At 72.4% G+C, this 15,344-nt stretch carries 13 protein-coding genes; 7 read left to right on the top strand and 6 right to left on the bottom strand.

The window, feature by feature from the left end; genetic code table 11:
- Positions 1-126: 126 nt before the first annotated feature.
- A complete protein-coding gene (locus OZN99_RS11820) occupies positions 127-1,719 on the bottom strand; it encodes an ABC transporter substrate-binding protein (protein ID WP_270935422.1) in 1,593 nt (530 codons plus the stop codon).
- A gap of 180 nt (positions 1,720-1,899) precedes the next feature.
- Here OZN99_RS11820 and OZN99_RS11815 point away from each other — a divergent pair, with 180 nt between their 5' ends.
- The 7 genes from OZN99_RS11815 (at position 1,900) to OZN99_RS11785 (ending at position 10,757) form a co-directional block, all read left to right on the top strand.
- Positions 1,900-5,214, top strand: a complete 3,315-nt coding sequence (locus tag OZN99_RS11815) for a M10 family metallopeptidase C-terminal domain-containing protein (RefSeq protein WP_270935421.1) — start codon at positions 1,900-1,902, stop codon at positions 5,212-5,214.
- Between the two features lie 183 nt (positions 5,215-5,397).
- Positions 5,398-5,685: an acyl carrier protein gene (locus OZN99_RS11810; protein WP_270935420.1), complete on the top strand. Its 288-nt coding sequence runs from the start codon at positions 5,398-5,400 to the stop codon at positions 5,683-5,685.
- 34 nt (positions 5,686-5,719) lie between these two features.
- Positions 5,720-6,175: a 3-hydroxyacyl-ACP dehydratase FabZ family protein gene (locus tag OZN99_RS11805; protein WP_270935419.1), complete on the top strand. Its 456-nt coding sequence runs from the start codon at positions 5,720-5,722 to the stop codon at positions 6,173-6,175.
- Positions 6,176-6,178: 3 nt separating this feature from the next.
- Complete coding sequence (locus OZN99_RS11800) at positions 6,179-7,381, top strand: beta-ketoacyl-ACP synthase (protein WP_270935418.1); 1,203 nt, start codon at positions 6,179-6,181, stop codon at positions 7,379-7,381.
- A complete protein-coding gene (locus OZN99_RS11795; RefSeq protein ID WP_270935417.1) occupies positions 7,378-8,664 on the top strand; it encodes a beta-ketoacyl-ACP synthase in 1,287 nt (428 codons plus the stop codon). The genes OZN99_RS11800 and OZN99_RS11795 overlap by 4 nt, the downstream gene beginning before the upstream one ends.
- A complete protein-coding gene (locus OZN99_RS11790; RefSeq protein WP_270935416.1) occupies positions 8,664-9,686 on the top strand; it encodes a zinc-binding dehydrogenase in 1,023 nt (340 codons plus the stop codon). Before OZN99_RS11795 ends, OZN99_RS11790 begins: the two co-directional genes overlap by 1 nt.
- A gap of 168 nt (positions 9,687-9,854) precedes the next feature.
- A complete protein-coding gene (locus OZN99_RS11785) occupies positions 9,855-10,757 on the top strand; it encodes a lipid A biosynthesis lauroyl acyltransferase (protein WP_270935415.1) in 903 nt (300 codons plus the stop codon).
- Positions 10,758-10,819: 62 nt separating this feature from the next.
- Here the strand turns inward: OZN99_RS11785 and OZN99_RS11780 are convergent, their stop codons facing one another.
- The 5 genes from OZN99_RS11780 to OZN99_RS11760 all read right to left on the bottom strand — a co-directional run.
- Entirely contained in the window at positions 10,820-11,776 is a 957-nt protein-coding gene (locus OZN99_RS11780; protein ID WP_270935414.1) for an acetyl-CoA carboxylase carboxyltransferase subunit alpha, read from the bottom strand.
- A 65-nt stretch (positions 11,777-11,841) separates the two neighbouring features.
- Entirely contained in the window at positions 11,842-12,831 is a 990-nt protein-coding gene (locus tag OZN99_RS11775; protein ID WP_270935413.1) for a Bug family tripartite tricarboxylate transporter substrate binding protein, read from the bottom strand.
- Positions 12,832-12,974: 143 nt separating this feature from the next.
- The gene (locus tag OZN99_RS11770; RefSeq protein ID WP_270935412.1) at positions 12,975-13,940 is read right to left on the bottom strand and encodes a tripartite tricarboxylate transporter substrate binding protein; all 966 of its coding nucleotides are present in this window, start codon (positions 13,938-13,940) and stop codon (positions 12,975-12,977) included.
- A 96-nt stretch (positions 13,941-14,036) separates the two neighbouring features.
- Positions 14,037-14,969: a 4-hydroxy-3-methylbut-2-enyl diphosphate reductase gene (ispH, locus tag OZN99_RS11765; protein ID WP_270935411.1), complete on the bottom strand. Its 933-nt coding sequence runs from the start codon at positions 14,967-14,969 to the stop codon at positions 14,037-14,039.
- A gap of 129 nt (positions 14,970-15,098) precedes the next feature.
- Positions 15,099-15,344 (bottom strand): GcrA family cell cycle regulator (locus OZN99_RS11760; protein ID WP_270935410.1); only part of this gene is annotated, 246 nt, incomplete at its 5' end.

Genomic DNA, 15,344 nt, shown 5'->3' with positions numbered 1-15,344 from the left:
TGGCGCGGCGCCGACGCCGCTGGACACGGCGCCGGTGGTGCTGGCGCGCCAGGCCGCCACGGACCGCGAGTGCCGCGACGCGCTGCTGCCGCCGGGCGGCCGCTGACCGCCCGACGGCCGGACCGGCTATTCCGCCGGGCTGGCCAGCAGCGCGTTGGTGAACCAGGACGGGTGGGCGTCGTAGCGCACCTTCGCGCGGCTGCCCGCCCAGTTCACCCGCACATACATCAGCGGGATCACCGCCAGGTCGTCCACCGCCGCGCGCATGGCCTGGGCGACCAGCGCGTTGCGCCGGGGTTCGTCCATGGTGCGCAGCGCCTCCGCCAGCGGGACGTCCACGGCGGGCGAGGAGTAGTGGCCTCGGTTGAAGGCGCCGAGGCCCTGCTGCGGGTCGCGCGTCATCACCACCTGGCGCAGCATCACCGCCGCGGTGTTGGCGGTGAAGGTCGAGAAGAAGAAGGAGAATTCGCGCGCCGTCGCGCGGGTGAAGAAGGGCGCGGGCGGGATCACCTCCACGCGGGTCTCGATGCCGATGCGCGTCAGCGCCTGCGCCACCGCCTGCAGGATGTCCGCGTCGCCCACGATGAAGCCGTTCGGCCCGTGGATGGTCATGCGGAAGCCGTCGGGGTAGCCGGCCTCGCGCAGCAGCGCGCGGGCACGGTTCAGGTCGGTCGGCAGCGCGGCCATGCCCGGCGCGCGGTCGGGCAGCGCGCGGGAGGCGATCTGCTCCGCCGGCGTGCCCTGGCCCTGCATCAGCCGTTCCACGATGGCGTCGCGCGGCATGGCCAGGCTGATCGCCTGGCGCACGCGCAGGTCGCGCAGCGGGTTGCGCGGCAGCGGGTTGCCGGCCTTGTCGGTGATGTGCGGCGGGTTGTCGCGCGCCGCGTCGGGGAACATGAAGGCCGTGGTGTTGCTGTCCGTCGCGAACAGCGCGATGCGCGGCTCGGCGGAAAGCCGCGCGACGTCGGTGACGGGCACCGCGTCGATCAGGTCCACGTCGCCGGCCAGCAGCGCGGCGGTGCGGGCGCCGGGGTTGGTGATGAAGCGCGTCACCACGCGGTCCCATGCCGGACGCTCGCCCCAGAAATCGGGGTTGCGCACGATCTCGTGCCGCTCGCCCAGGCTCAGCGAGACATGGCGGTAGGCGCCGGTGCCCACCAGCGCGCGGCCCGCATTGAAGTCGGCGAGCTGGGCGTTCGCGTGGATGGTCCGCGACAGCATCATCACCTGCGCGATGTCGCGTTCCAGGAAGGGTGTCGGCGCGGCTGTGTGCAGGCGCACGGTGCGCGCATCCACGATCTCCACGCGGGAGATCGGGCGGACCTGCGTGGTGAAGGGGCCCGGGCTGTTCGGGATGGTCGGGACCCGGGCGATGGTGAAGGCGATGTCCTCCGGCGAGAAGGGCGTGCCGTCGTGGAAGCGGATGCCCTCGCGCAGGCGGAACTCCCAGGTCAGGTCGTCCACCACGCGCCAGGATTCGGCCAGCACGCCGAAGGGCCGGCCCTGGGTGTCGATGTCGATCAGCGGGTTGAAGATCTGCCGCAGCTGGGCGTTGTTGTTGTTGGTCGAGTGGTAGTGCGGGTCGTAGCCCGTCGGCACCCCGCCCATCCCGATGGTCAGCGTCCGCGATGCGGCCGGCGTGCCTTGCGCGGCCGCGTGGGGAACGAGGGCGGGCAACAGCCCGCAGGCCAGCGCGGTCGCCATCAGGATACGTCGCATCGGTGAACTCCCCGGTCTGCGCCCGGCGGGTCTCGGCCCGCTCGGTGCGTGGCCGGTATGTCGGGCCGCGCGCGGCCGAATGGAAGCCCCCCGCGCCGGTGTGCGCGGCCGCACAGCGGCGCCCCGACCGCTCCCCGAGGATGCCCGGGTCAGCAACGACCCGTCCCCGAGGAGCATCCCATGCCGAACGGCCTGCCCCCCACCAACAGCAAGACCACCGCCGAAGCCGCCCTGGCCATCACGCGCGATGGCGAGAAATGGGGCGGCCCGATCGGCGAGGGCGCGGCCGTCAGCTGGGCGTTCCGCCGCAGCGTGCCGGAGGACTACGAGAGTTTCGACGACCACAACGAGGGCGCGACCTTCGGGCCGCTCAACGCCTGGCAGCGCAGCGCGGTGTTCACCGCGCTCGACCTCTGGTCCGACCTGGCCAATATCCGCTTCGACCTGGTGATGGACCCCGGCGCCATCCAGTCGAACGCCGCGACGATGCTGTTCGGCACCTACTACCACACCTCCGACGGCTCGGGCGCCTTCGCCATCGGGCCCGACGACGCCGACCACGATTCGCGCGACGGCGACGTGTGGCTGAACCGCAACGAGCCCGGCATGGCCACTCCGGTCATCGGCGACCGAAACTTCTGGGTGGTGGTGCACGAGATCGGCCACGCGATCGGCCTGGACCATCCCGGCAACTACAACGCCGCGCCGGTCGTGGACATCGAGTACAACATCCACGCCGAATACAAGGAGGACACCAAGCAGTACACGGTGATGTCCTATTTCGATGTCCCGGGCCAGCCGGAAACCCCGCTGCTGCACGACATCGCGGCGATCCAGCGTCTCTATGGCGCCAATTCCGAGACGCGCCGCGGCGACGACACCTACGGCTTCGGCACCACCATCGGCGGCCGGCAGAAGGCGATCTACGACTTCGCGCTGAACACCGCGCCCAACATCGCGATCTACGATGCCGGCGGCATCGACACGCTGGACGTCTCCGGCTTCACCGGCAACCAGATGGTGGACCTGCGGCCCGGCGCATTCAGCTCTGTCGGCGGCCAGACCAACAACATCGCCATGGCGGAGCTGGTGCCCGACATCACCGGCCGGATCCAGACCTGGATCGAGAACGCCGTGGGCAGCGCCGGCAACGATACGCTGCTGGGCAACGCGGTCGCCAACGTGCTGGAGGGCGGCGCCGGCGCCGACCTGCTGAACGGCCGCGAGGGCTTCGACTACGCCGCCTACGCCCGCGCCGATGCCGGGGTGCGCGTCAGCCTGGCGAACGCCATCGGCAACACCGGCCATGCGCTGGGCGACAGCTTCATCGAGATCGAGGGGCTGATCGGCTCGATGCATGGCGACACGCTGATCGGCGACGAGCGGTTCAACGTGCTGAAGGGCGGCCGCGGCAACGATGTGCTGGATGGCGGCCAGTTCGGCGACTCGCTCTACGGCGAGATCGGCAACGACGTGCTGATCGGCGGCGGCGGCGGCGACTGGCTGCATGGCGGCAATGGCTTCGATATCGCCTCCTACGAGAACGCGACCGCCGGCGTGCGGGTCGACTTCTCCGACAACGGGCTGAGCCAGTCGCTCGGCACCGGGGACGCCTCCGGCGACCGCTACATCGAGATGGAGGGCGTGCGCGGGTCCCGCTTCGGCGACGTGCTGTTCGGCCGCAGCGTCGCCGACCGCTTCGAGGGCGGCGGCGGCAACGACCTGATGCAGGGCTTGGCCGGCAACGACACCATGCTGGGCGAGGACGGCAACGACACCTTCGCCGGCGGCGCCGGGGTGGACAGCATGGATGGCGGCCAGGGCATCGACCTGGTGGACTACGGGCTTTCCGCCACCGCCATCCGCGTCTCCCTGGTGCCGGTCGTCTCGGTGACGGGCGCGGTGGTGCCGAATACCGGCGACGCCTTCGGCGACCGCTTCCGCTCGGTGGAGAACATCCGCGGCAGCAACTTCAACGACACGATCGGCGGCGACAGCGCCGCGAACCGGCTGGAAGGCGGCCTGGGCTGGGACCAGCTCTCCGGCAGCCTGGGCGACGACACCTACGACCTCGGCCAGATCAACTGGGACCCGATGGCCGGGAATGTGTGGGACGGCGTGACGGAGTTCGCGAATGGCGGCTTCGACACGGTGCTGCTGCAGGCCTCCATCGGCCGCTGGAGCGGGCAGCTGACCGCCAGCTACACGCTGGGCGCCCATGTCGAGGCGGCCGAGGCGCAGGGCGAGGGCAGCTTCACCCTGATCGGCAACACGCTGGACAACCGCCTGGCCGGCAGCGTCGGCAACGACCGGCTGGTGGCAGGCGACGGCGCCGACACGCTGGATGGCGGGCTCGGCTGGGACACGCTCTACGGCGAGTTCGGCGACGACACCTATGTGATCGGCGACGTCTTCGACTGGTACTCCGGGCAGATCTACGTCGGCGCCTTCCGCGACGACGTGCTGGAAGCGGCGAACGGCGGCACGGACACGGTCTATCTCACCGCGGCCTGGTCCAACGGGCTGGGGCGCCTGGTCTCGAACTACACCCTCGGCGCCAACATCGAGAACGGCATCGTCGTCGGCCCGAACGACTTCACGCTGGTCGGCAACGTGCTGGACAACGCGCTGACCGGCGGCGGCGGGCGGGATCGGCTGGTGGCCGGCGACGGCGCCGACACCCTCTCCGGCGGGGAGGGCGCGGACACGCTGTTCGGCGAGTTCGGCAACGACACCTACGTGCTGCGCGACGTGGCGAAGCCGGCAGGCTCGGCCGATGCCTTCACCATGGAGCAGTGGGACCGCGTGCTGGAAGCCGAGGGCGGCGGCATCGACACCGTCCTGGTGGAACGCGCCCAGCGGACCGGCTTCTTCGAGGGCTGGCGCGCCGACTACACCCTGGCCGACTTCATCGAGAACGGGATGGTGACGGGCAACGAGGCCTTCACCCTCGCCGGGAACGTGCTGGGCAACGGGCTGGTCGGCAACGGCGCCGCCAACGTCCTCCTCGGCCATGGCGGCAGCGACGTGATCGATGGCCGTGGCGGCAACGACGTTCTGAACGGCGGGGCGGAGGCCGACCGGCTGATCGGCGGGGAGGGGGCCGACACGCTGGATGGCGGCGCCGGTCGCGACGTGCTGATCGGCGGCACCGAGACCGATGCCTTCGTCTTCAGCGCCATCCCCGCCTTCGGCGAGGCGGACCTGGTGCTCGGCTTCGTCCACCTCGAGGATGCGCTGGTGCTGTCTCTGGCCGGCTTCGACCCCACCGGCAGCCGCGGCCTGGCGCCCGGCCTGCTGCTGGACCAGCCCGGCCGCTTCCTCGCCAACGACAGCGGCCTGGCCGACCAGCGCGGCGTGGCGCAGCTGGTCTACGAGACCGACACCGGCCGGCTCTGGTTCGACGGCGACGGCGCCGGCGGCGCGGCGCGGCAGATGGTGGCGACCCTCTCCGGCGCGCCGGAGCTGGGCGCGGGCGACATCCTCTTCGTCTGAGCCGTCACGACCGACCTTCCAGGGAGGGGCCCGGCCATTGCCGGGCCCTTGCGTCCGGCCCCGGGGCGCCGGCCATGCGGGGCTGCCCCCCGGCGGCCGGCCGCTGGACAAGCCGGCCGGATCGCGCGAAGAGGCGGCCCCGTGTGCCGCGCCGCCGGCCCCCCTCCGCCCGGAGCCTGATCCATGACCTCCCCGGTGTTCGACCGTATTGCCGAGATCATCGCCGAGAACAGCGAAGTCCCGCGGGAGAAGATCACGCCGCAGGCGCACGTCATCAACGACCTCGGCATCGACAGCCTGGACTTCCTCGATATCGTCTTCGCCATCGACAAGGCCTTCGGCATCAAGGTGCCGGTCGAGGCCTGGACGCAGGAAGTGAATGCCGGCAAGGCGCCGGCCGAGCAGTATTTCGTCATGGGCAACCTGGCCCAGCGGATCGAGGAGCTGGTCGCGGCGAAGGGCGCCGCCTGACGCGGCGGTCGGGCGCGGCAGATCCCGGGCGGCCATGCGGCTCGAATACTTCCAGATGGTGGACCGGGTGGTGGAGCTCGGTCCCGATTCGATCAGCGTCGCCTCGACCGTGCCCATGGAAAGCCCGGTCTTCGAGGGGCATTTCCCCGGCCACCCGATCCTGCCCGGCGTGCTGATGGTGGAGACGATGGCGCAGACCGGCGGCTGGCTGCTGCTGGCCCTGAACGGGCTGACCCGCATGCCCTTCCTGTCGAAGGTGGGCGAGGCGAAGTTCCGGGGCTTCGTCACGCCGGGGGCGGAGCTGACCGTCGGCGCGAAGCTCGTGCATGACGGCTCGGGCTATGCGGTGGTGGAGGCGCGGATCGAGTCGGCCGGGAAGCGCGTGGCCGATGCCGAGATCACGTATCGCGTGATGCCCTTCCCCGCCCCGGAGCTGGAGCAGATGATGCGCGACACGGCGCGGCGGATCGGCCTGCCGGGACAGGCCTGAGCCATGGCGGACAACGACATCTGGGTGACCGGCGTCGGCCTCGTCTCCTGCGCGGGCGAAGGGCGGGCGGCGCATCTGGCGGCACTGGCGGGCACCGCTCCGCCGCTGGTCGATGCAGCGAGCTTCGCCCCCTACCCCATCCACCCCGGCCCGGCGCTGGAGCTGGATCGCCAGATCCCGAAGAAGGGCGACCAGCGCCAGATGGAGGGCTGGCAGCGCCTGGGCACCTATGCGGCCGGCCTCGCCATCGACGACGCCGGCGCCCGCGGCCTGGTGGGCGAGATGGATCTGATCGTCGCCGCCGGCGGCGGCGAGCGGGACATCGCGCTGGACGATGCCGTGCTGGCCGCGCTGGCGCCGCTGCCGCCGGAGCAGGCCGCGGTGAAGCTGAACGAGATGCTGGCGACCGGGCTTCGCCCCACGCTGTTCCTGGCGCAGCTCTCCAACCTGCTGGCCGGCAACATCTCCATCGTCCATGGCGTCACAGGCGCGTCCCGCACCTTCATGGGCGAGGAATCGGCTGGCGCCGACGCGGTGCGGATCGGCGCCGCGCGCCTGGCCTCCGGCAGCTCGCGCATCGCGCTGGTGGGCGGCGCCTATGTGGCGCCGCGCTGGGACATGCTGCTGCTCTACAACGCCGCCGGCGTGCTGCGCCGCGGTCCCTGGACGCCGGTCTTCTCGCGCGAGGATGCGCCGGGCGCGGTCACCGGCACGCAGGGCGCCTTCCTGGTGCTGGAGACCGCCGAGGGGGCGCGGGCACGCGGCGTGCGCGGCCTGGCCCGGCTCGGCGCCATCGCCACAGGTCAGGCGCGGCGCAGCGCTGCCGATCCGGGGCATGAGGCGATGGCGCAGGCCTATGCCCGCCTCGCGAAGCGGCTGCCCGAGGGGCGGCTGCCCGTGATCTCCGGCTGCACCGGCGCCACGACGGCGACGGTGCTCGAACGCGAGGTGCTGGGCGGCTTCGCGCGCCCGCTGGCGGTGCGCGCCACCGGCAGCCGGATCGGCTGGGGCGTGGAAGCGACCTTCCCGGCCAACATCGCGCTCGCCGCGCTGTGCCTGTCCGAGGGCCGCTTTCCCGCGCCGATGGAGCCGCTGGAGGCGCCCTTCGAGGATGCGCCGACCGACATCCTGGTCACCGGCTTCGCTGCCTGGCGCGGGGAGGCGCTGGCGCATCTCTCGGCGATCCCGGCAGGAGATCAGCCATGAGCGCCGCGCTGCGCGACCACGCCGGGCGGCCGCTGGTGGCGGTGACCGGCATCGGCCTGGTGACGCCGCTCGGCCTCGGCATCGTGGACAACTGGGCGGCGCTGCGCGCCGGGCGTTCCGGCATCCGCCGGATCACCCGCTTCCCGACCGACCACCTGCGCACCACCATCGCCGGCACGGTGGACCTGCCGAACGAGGACACCGGGGCCATGGTCTCCGCGCAGCGCGTCACGCGCTACGCGACGCTGGCGGCGGAGGAGGCGCTGGCGACCGCGGGCTTCGGGCCCAGTGGAACCAGGGGGGGCGGCTTCCCCGGCCCGCTCATGCTCGGCATGCCACCGGTGGAGACGGAGTGGCCCTACCGCTTCGCCCTGGCGCGCCGCGCCGCGCCGAACGCGCCGGCCTATCCGGCCCTGGTCGAGGCGGCGGCGCGCTGGGACGAGCTGTACGAGCTGGCGGCCTTCGCCGGCGTGGGCGAGCGGCTGGCCGAACGCCTCGGCACGCGCGGCGCGCCGATCGCGATCAGCACCGCCTGCGCCACCGGCGCCAGCGCCATCCAGCTGGGCGTGGAGGCGATCCGCCGCGGCGAGGCGGAGGCGGCACTGGCCATCGGCGCCGACGGCACGGTCCAGCCGGAGGCGCTGATCCGCTTCTCCCTGCTCTCCGCCCTCTCCACCCGGAACGATGATCCGGCGCGCGCCGCCCGCCCCTTCGAGAAGACGCGCGACGGCTTCGTGATGAGCGAGGGCGCCGCCTGCCTGGTGCTGGAGAGCCTCGAGCATGCGCGGGCGCGCGGCGCGAAGGTGCTCGGCCTGATCCGCGGCTGCGGCGAGAAGTCCGACAGCTTCCACCGCACGCGCTCCAACCCCGATGGCGGCGCCATCATCCGGGCGATGCGCAACGCCATCGAGGATGCGGGGCTGGAGCCCGGCGCGATCGACTACGTCAACGCGCACGGCACCGGCACGCCGGAGAACGACAAGATGGAGACGCTGGGCATGCGCGCCGTCTTCGGCGAGGGCGCGCCGCCGATCTCCTCCAACAAGTCGATGATCGGCCACACGCTGTCGGCCGCCGGCGCCATCGAGGCGGCATTCAGCCTGCTCGCCCTGCGCGACCAGGTGCTGCCGCCCACCATCAACCACGAGGAGCCGGACCCGGCCATCACGCTGGACGTGGTGCCGAATGCCGCGCGTCCGGCGAAGGTGACCAACGTGCTGTCGAACTCCTTCGGCTTCGGTGGGCAGAATGTCTGCCTGGTGATCAGCGGGGAGCCGGCCTGATGCGGGCGTTGCGACTGCACGGCGACCGCGACCTGCGGCTGGAGGAGATCCCGGACGCGCCGCCGCCCGGCCCGGGCGAGCTGCAGCTGCGCCTCCGCGCCGTCTCGCTGAACCACATCGATGTCTGGGGCTGGCGCGGCATGGCCTTCGCGCAGCGGCAGCTGCCGCTGGTTGTCGGCGCCGAGGCGGCGGGCGAAGTGGTGGCCATCGGCGAAGGCGTCACCGGCTGGAAGATCGGCGACAAGGCGACGCCCTATGGCGCGCGCACCTGCGGCACCTGCGCCGCCTGCCGCGCCGGCCGCGACAACCTGTGCGAGAACGTGCAGGGCGTCGCCGGCTTCCACATCGACGGCTTCGCGCGCGAGGTCGCGAACTGGCCCGCGCGCACGCTGGTGAAGGTGCCGGAGAACGTCAGCTTCGAGGACGCCGCCTGCTCCACCGTCACCTTCGGCACGGTCGAGCACATGCTGTTCGACAACGCGAAGCTGCAGCCCGGCGAGACCATCCTGGTGCAGGCCGCCGGCAGCGGCATCGGCTCCGCCGCGATCCGCATCGCCAAGGCGATGGGCTGCACGGTCATCGCCACCGCCGGCGATGACGAGAAATGCGCCAAGGCGAAGGACCTCGGCGCCGACCATGTGGTGAACTACAGCGAGAAGAATTTCTCCTCCGTCGCGCGGCGCGTGACCAACAAGGTCGGCGTGGACGTGGTGTTCGAGCATGTCGGCGCCGTGACCTGGGCGGCCTCCCTGCTCTCGCTCCGCATGGGCGGGCGGCTGGTGACCTGCGGCTCCACCTCCGGCGTCACGGCCGAGACCAACCTGATGATGCTGTTCCAGCGCCAGCTCCACATCTTCGGCAGCTTCGGCTGCCGTATCGAGAACGTTGCGAACGGCCTGGCGAAGATGGCGGCGGGCATTCGCCCGGTGCTCGACACCGTGGTGCCGCTGGAGCGCTTCGCCGAGGGGCTGGAGCGCCTGGAATCCCGCCGCGTCTTCGGCAAGATCATCGTGACTCTCTAGTATGCCCTCAGACGCGTCACGCCGGAGGCGTGCCGCCGGCACGACGCGCCGCCTCCGGCGGCTTGGCTTCGCGCAGGCCGCTGCCGCGCTGGATGTCACTGGCGGTTTGTGCGCGGCGCGCCTTCGCGCGCTCGGCCCGCGGAACTGCGCGGGCCGACAGTTCTGAGGATGCGCGAAACGCTCCGCAGCCTCGCCGACGAATCCCTCGCCGCGCTGGTGCGCGGTGCCTTCGCGCTGGTGCGCTCGCTCGGGCCGGACCGCGCCTCGAACCTCGGCGCCGCGGGGGCGAAGCTGCTCGGCCCGCTGACCTCCGCCCACCGCATCGCGCGCGAGAACATCGACGCCGCCTTCCCGGAGAAGCCTGCCGCGGAGCGCGCGGCGATCCTGCGCGAGAGTTGGGACAACCTCGGTCGCACCGCCTGCGAATACGTCCACCTGGCGACGCTGTTCGACTTCGATCCGGACAAGCCGAACACCGGCCGCGTGGAGATCCCGCCCGACAGCATCGAGCGCTTCGTGCGGCTGCGCGACGACGGCAAGCCCGCCATCATCTTCGCCGCACACCTGGCGAACTGGGAACTGCCGGCGGTGGCGGCGCAGCGCTACGGCCTGCCCTCCGCGGCGCTCTATCGCACGCCGAACAACCAGGCGATCGCGCGCGACATCCTGCGCATGCGCAGCGGCGTGATGGGGGAGCTGATTCCCGCCGGCGTCTCCGCCCCCGTCCGCATGATGGAGGCGCTGGATGCGGGCCTGCATCTCGGCATGCTGGTGGACCAGCGCTTCGGCCGCGGCCCGCGCATCCGCTTCCTGGGGCGGGAGGCCAGCGCCAATCCGCTGCTGGCGCGGCTGCTGCGGCGCTTCGACGCGCCGGTGCACGGTGCCCGCGCCATCCGCCTGCCCGGCAACCGCTTCCGCCTGGAACTGACGGAGGCGATCGACCCGGTGCGCGACGCGCGCGGCCAAGTGGACGTCACGGCCACGACGCAGGCGATGAACGACGTGGTCGCCGGCTGGGTGCGCGAGTATCCGGGCCAGTGGCTGTGGCAACACCGCCGCTGGCGGCTGTAGCCTTGGCGCATTCTCCGAGTCGCCAAGCGATTCCGCTTGGCTTGAAAATGCTTTAGCGCCGATCAGACGACGCCGGCGCGGCCCATCTCCAGGAACTTCTCGCGGCGGCGGGCGCGCAGCGTGGCGCCGTCCAGCTCGAGCAGCGGCTCCAGGCAGGTCCAGATCCGTTCGCCGACCGCCGCGATGATCGCGGCGGGCTCGCGATGCGCGCCGCCCAGCGGCTCCGGCACCACCTGGTCCACCAGCGCCAGCTTGCGCAAATCCTCGGCCGTCATGCGCAGCGCCTCGGCGGCGGTCGGCGCCTGGGCCGAATCGCGCCACAGGATGCTGGCGCAGCCTTCGGGGCTGATCACCGAGTAGACCGCGTGTTCCAGCATCAGCACGCGGTCCGCCGCGGCCAGCGCGATGGCGCCGCCCGACCCGCCTTCCCCGATGATAGTCGCGATGAAGGGCACCGGCGCGTCGAGACCCGCCTCGATGGAGCGCGCGATCGCCTCCGCCTGGCCGCGTGCCTCGGCCTCGATGCCCGGGAAGGCGCCGGCGGTGTCCACGAAGCTCAGGATCGGCAGGCCGAAGCGGCCGGCGAGGTCCATGACGCGCCGCGCCTTGCGGTAGCCCTCCGGCCGCGCCATGCCGAAATTGTGCTTCACCCGGCTTTCGGTGTCGCGGCCCTTCTCGGTGCCGAGCACCGCGACCGCGTGGCCGCGGAACCGACCGAGCCCGGCCACCACCGCCGCATCGTCGGCATAGGCGCGGTCGCCGGCCAGCGGCGTCCATTCGGTGACCAGCGCGCGCACGTAGTCCAGCGCCTTCGGCCGGTCGGGATGGCGCGCCACCAGCGTCTTCTGCCAGGGCGAGAGCTTGGCGTAGGTCTGCCGTAGCAGCGCCTCCGCCTTGTCGGTGAGCTTGCCGACCTCGTCGGCCACGTCGATGCCGCCCGCGTCGGTGGTCCGGCGCAGTTCCTCGATTTTGCCCTCGAGTTCGGCGATCGGCTTCTCGAATTCCAGGAAGTGGCGCATCGCGGCCGGGCATTACCCCGGAACGGGGGCGGGCGGAAGGCGGGCCGCCGCCCCCGCGGCCGCGCCTATTCCACGGTCGCGCCGCTGGCCCGGATGATCGGTGCCCACTTCGCCGTCTCGTCGCGGATGAAGCGGCCGAGTTCCTCGGGCGTGGAGGGCGTGGGCTCGACGCCGTGGGTCGCCAGGTGGCGGCGCACCTCGGTATCCTCCAGCGTCGCGCGCATGGCCTGGGCCAGCCGGTCCACGATGGGCCGCGGCAGGCCGCGCGGCCCGACCAGCGCGTACCAGTTGCCGACCTCGTAGCCCGGTAGCGTCTCCGCCACCGTCGGCACCTGCGGCAGCAGCGGGGAGCGCGCGAGCGTCGGCACGCCGAGCGCGCGCAGCTTGCCCGCCTCGATCTGCGGGATGGCGGTGGGCGCGGTGGAGAACGCGTAGTCCACCTTGCCGCCCACCAGGTCGGTCATCAGCGGGCCGCCGCCGCGATAGGGCACGTGCACCGTGGTGATGCCCGCCATCTGGTCCAGCAGCGCGCCGGCCAGGTGCCCCGCGCCGCCGACGCCGGAGGAGCCGTAGGTGATGGTGTCCGGCCGCGCCTTCGCCGCGGCGATCAGCTCCGCCACACTCCGCCAGGGGCGGTCCACCGGCACGACCAGCACGTTCAGGATGGAGCCCGCCTGGCTGATCGGCGTCAGGTCGGTCTGCGGGTTGAAGGACAGGTTGCGGTAGAGCGTCGGGTTGATCGCCAGCGCGGCGATGGTGCCCATCAGCAGCGTGTAGCCATCCGGCGCGGCGCGCACCGTCAGGTCGGTGGCCAGGTTGCCGCCGGCGCCCGGGCGGTTGTCGATGACGATGGACTGCCCCAGCAACTGCTGCAGCTTCGGCTGCAGCGTGCGGGCGGTGATGTCGGTGCCACCCCCGGCGGCGAAGCCGACGATCATGCGGATCGGGCGGTTGGGATAGTCCCCCCCGGCCTGCGCGCGCGCAGCCCCGGGGCGGAGCGCGGCCAGGGCAAGGCCGGCGGGCACGGCAAGGCCCAGCGTGCGGCGGCGCATCATTCTTCTCCTCGGACGTTCTTGGCGCCTTACCTAGGCGGGCGCACCGCCTTCCGGAAGGGTGTGGGCGGTCTGCGTCGATGGTCCGGCGCTGCACGCGCTTCGTCGTGTCCACCATCGGTGGACACGACCGGGCCGATCACGGGCTACTGGTCGCGCCAGGGATGCTCGGCCCAGAGCGCCTGGTAGCGCGCCTGCAGGGCGCGCAGCTCCGCCGCATAGGCGTCCGGCGCCAGGAAGCGCAGCGGCAGGTTCTGCTGCACGGCGGCCGCCTGGAATTCCGGGTCCTCCACCGTGCGGCGGATGGACAGCGCCAGCCGCTCGAGCACCGCGGGCGGCATGCCGGCCGGCGCGGCCATGCCGCGCATCGAGCCCTCGACCACGTCGAAGCCGAGTTCCCGCAGCGTCGGCACGTCGCCGAGCGGCGCCCAGCGCGTCTCGCCCATCTGCGCCAGCGGCCGCAGCACGCCCTGCCGCTGCTCGATCACGCCTTCCGCGACGTTCATCACCGCCACCGGGATCGCTCGGGACAGCAGGTTCTGCTTCACCTGGGCGGAGCCGGCGAAGGGCACGTGCAGGAAGCGCGCGCCCGACTTCCGCTCCAGCGCCAGCATCGCCAGGTGGTCGTCGGAGCCGATGCCGGTTGTGCCGTAGCCGATCGTCTCCGGCCGCGCGCGCGCGGCGGCCAGCAGGTCGGCCAGGCTGCGATGCGGGCTGTCCGCCAGCACCCACAGCCCGCCGGGGTCGTCCACGATGTTGGCGATCAGGGTGAAGTCCGAAAGCTGGAAGCGCGTGCGCCGCTCGATCGGCAGGGTGACGATATGCGGCGTGTTGATGAAGCCGATGGTCAGGCCGTCCGGCCGCGCGCGGGCGAGTTCCGTGAAGCCGATCTCGCCGCCGGCGCCGGGCCGGTTCAGCACCACGACGGAGACGCCGAGGTCCTTCTCCATGAAGCGCGCGATGGTCCGCGCGGCGAGGTCCGTGCCGCCGCCGGCGGCGAAGGCGACGACGAGGGTGATGGAGCGATCCGGCGTCCAGGCTCCCTGCCCCAGCGCAGGGGCGGCGAGCGGCGCGGCGGCCAGCAGCCCGGCCAGGCGGCGGCGCGTGATCATGGCATTCTCCCGTGTGACGCTTGCGCGACACCTACCCGCTGCGACGGCACGGGAAAAGCCCGAAGCGCCTGGCCCGATCCCTGATCGGGCCCCGCTCTATTCGGCCGCGGCCTGCAGCCGGGTGGGCAGGCGGAAGGTGACGTCCTCGGTGATGCCGGGCAGGGCAGCCACCTCGGCGGCGCCCAGCGCTTTGAGGGTGGCGATCACCTCCTCCACCAGGCGTTCGGGGGCAGAGGCGCCGGCGGTGATGCCCACGGTCCGGGCGCCGCGCACCATGGCGGCGGTCAGCGCGCCGGCATCGGCGATGAGGAAGGCGCGGGCCCCGCATTCCTCCGCGATCTCGCGCAGGCGGCTGGAGTTGGAGCTGTTCGCCGCGCCTACCACCAGCACCACGTCGCATTCGCTGGCCAGGTCGCGCACCGCGGTCTGGCGGTTCTGGGTGGCGTAGCAGATGTCGCGCGTGCCCGGGCCCACCACGTCCAGGAAGCGCGCCTTGATCGCCTCGATGACTTCCTTGGTGTCATCCACCGAGAGCGTGGTCTGGGTGACGTAGGCGACCTTCCGCGCCGGGTCGATCGGCAGCGCGGCGACGTCCGCCACATCCGCCACCAGGTGAATCTCGCCGTCGATCTGGCCGAGCGTGCCCTCGACCTCCGGGTGGCCGTCATGGCCGATCAGGATCACCGCGCGGCCTTCGCGCGCGTAGCGCCGGCCCTCGACATGGACCTTGGTGACCAGCGGGCAGGTGGCGTCCAGCACGTCCAGGCCGCGCTCGGCGGCGTCCTTCTCCACCGCGCGGGCCACCCCGTGCGCGGAGAAGATGGTCAGCGCGCCCGGCGGCACCTCGCTCAGCTCGTGGACGAAGACGGCGCCCTTCGCGCGCAGGTCCTCCACCACGTGGCGGTTGTGGACGATCTCGTGGCGCACATAGACGGGCGCCCCATGCAGGGCGAGCGCCCGTTCCACGATCTCGATCGCACGCACGACGCCGGCGCAGAAGCCGCGCGGCTCGGCCAGCAGGATGCGCATTCCCACCTGTCCCTTACCTGTCCGACAGGATGTAGGACGCCGGAGCGGATGGGAAGAGGGTTGTCAGGCCCGCTTGACACATCCGGGCCCAGGCAGTCGCCCCGGCGTGACAGCCGGGGCGCATGGCGGTCAGGCCGCGTCCTCGCGCCGGTCGCGGGCCTTCACGTAGGCGACGGCGGCGTGCTCCGGGCAATAGGGCTTCCCGGTGATCGCCTCGGCCGCGCAGAACCGGAAGCCGGGCTGGCCCGGCTCGCCGATCGGCCAGCAGCAGGCGCGCAGGGTGCTGAGCCGCGGGAAGCTGCGCACCACGGCGGCGGGCGGCGGCGGAGGCGGCGCGGCGGCCACGACCACCGGGGCCGGCGCCACCTGCGGCAG

This window comes from Falsiroseomonas oryzae (assembly GCF_027856955.1).
Taxonomy (GTDB): Bacteria; Pseudomonadota; Alphaproteobacteria; order Acetobacterales; family Acetobacteraceae; genus Falsiroseomonas; species Falsiroseomonas oryzae.
Note: the sequence above shows the minus strand (reverse complement) of the source record. Positions and strands in the feature narration are given on the sequence as shown.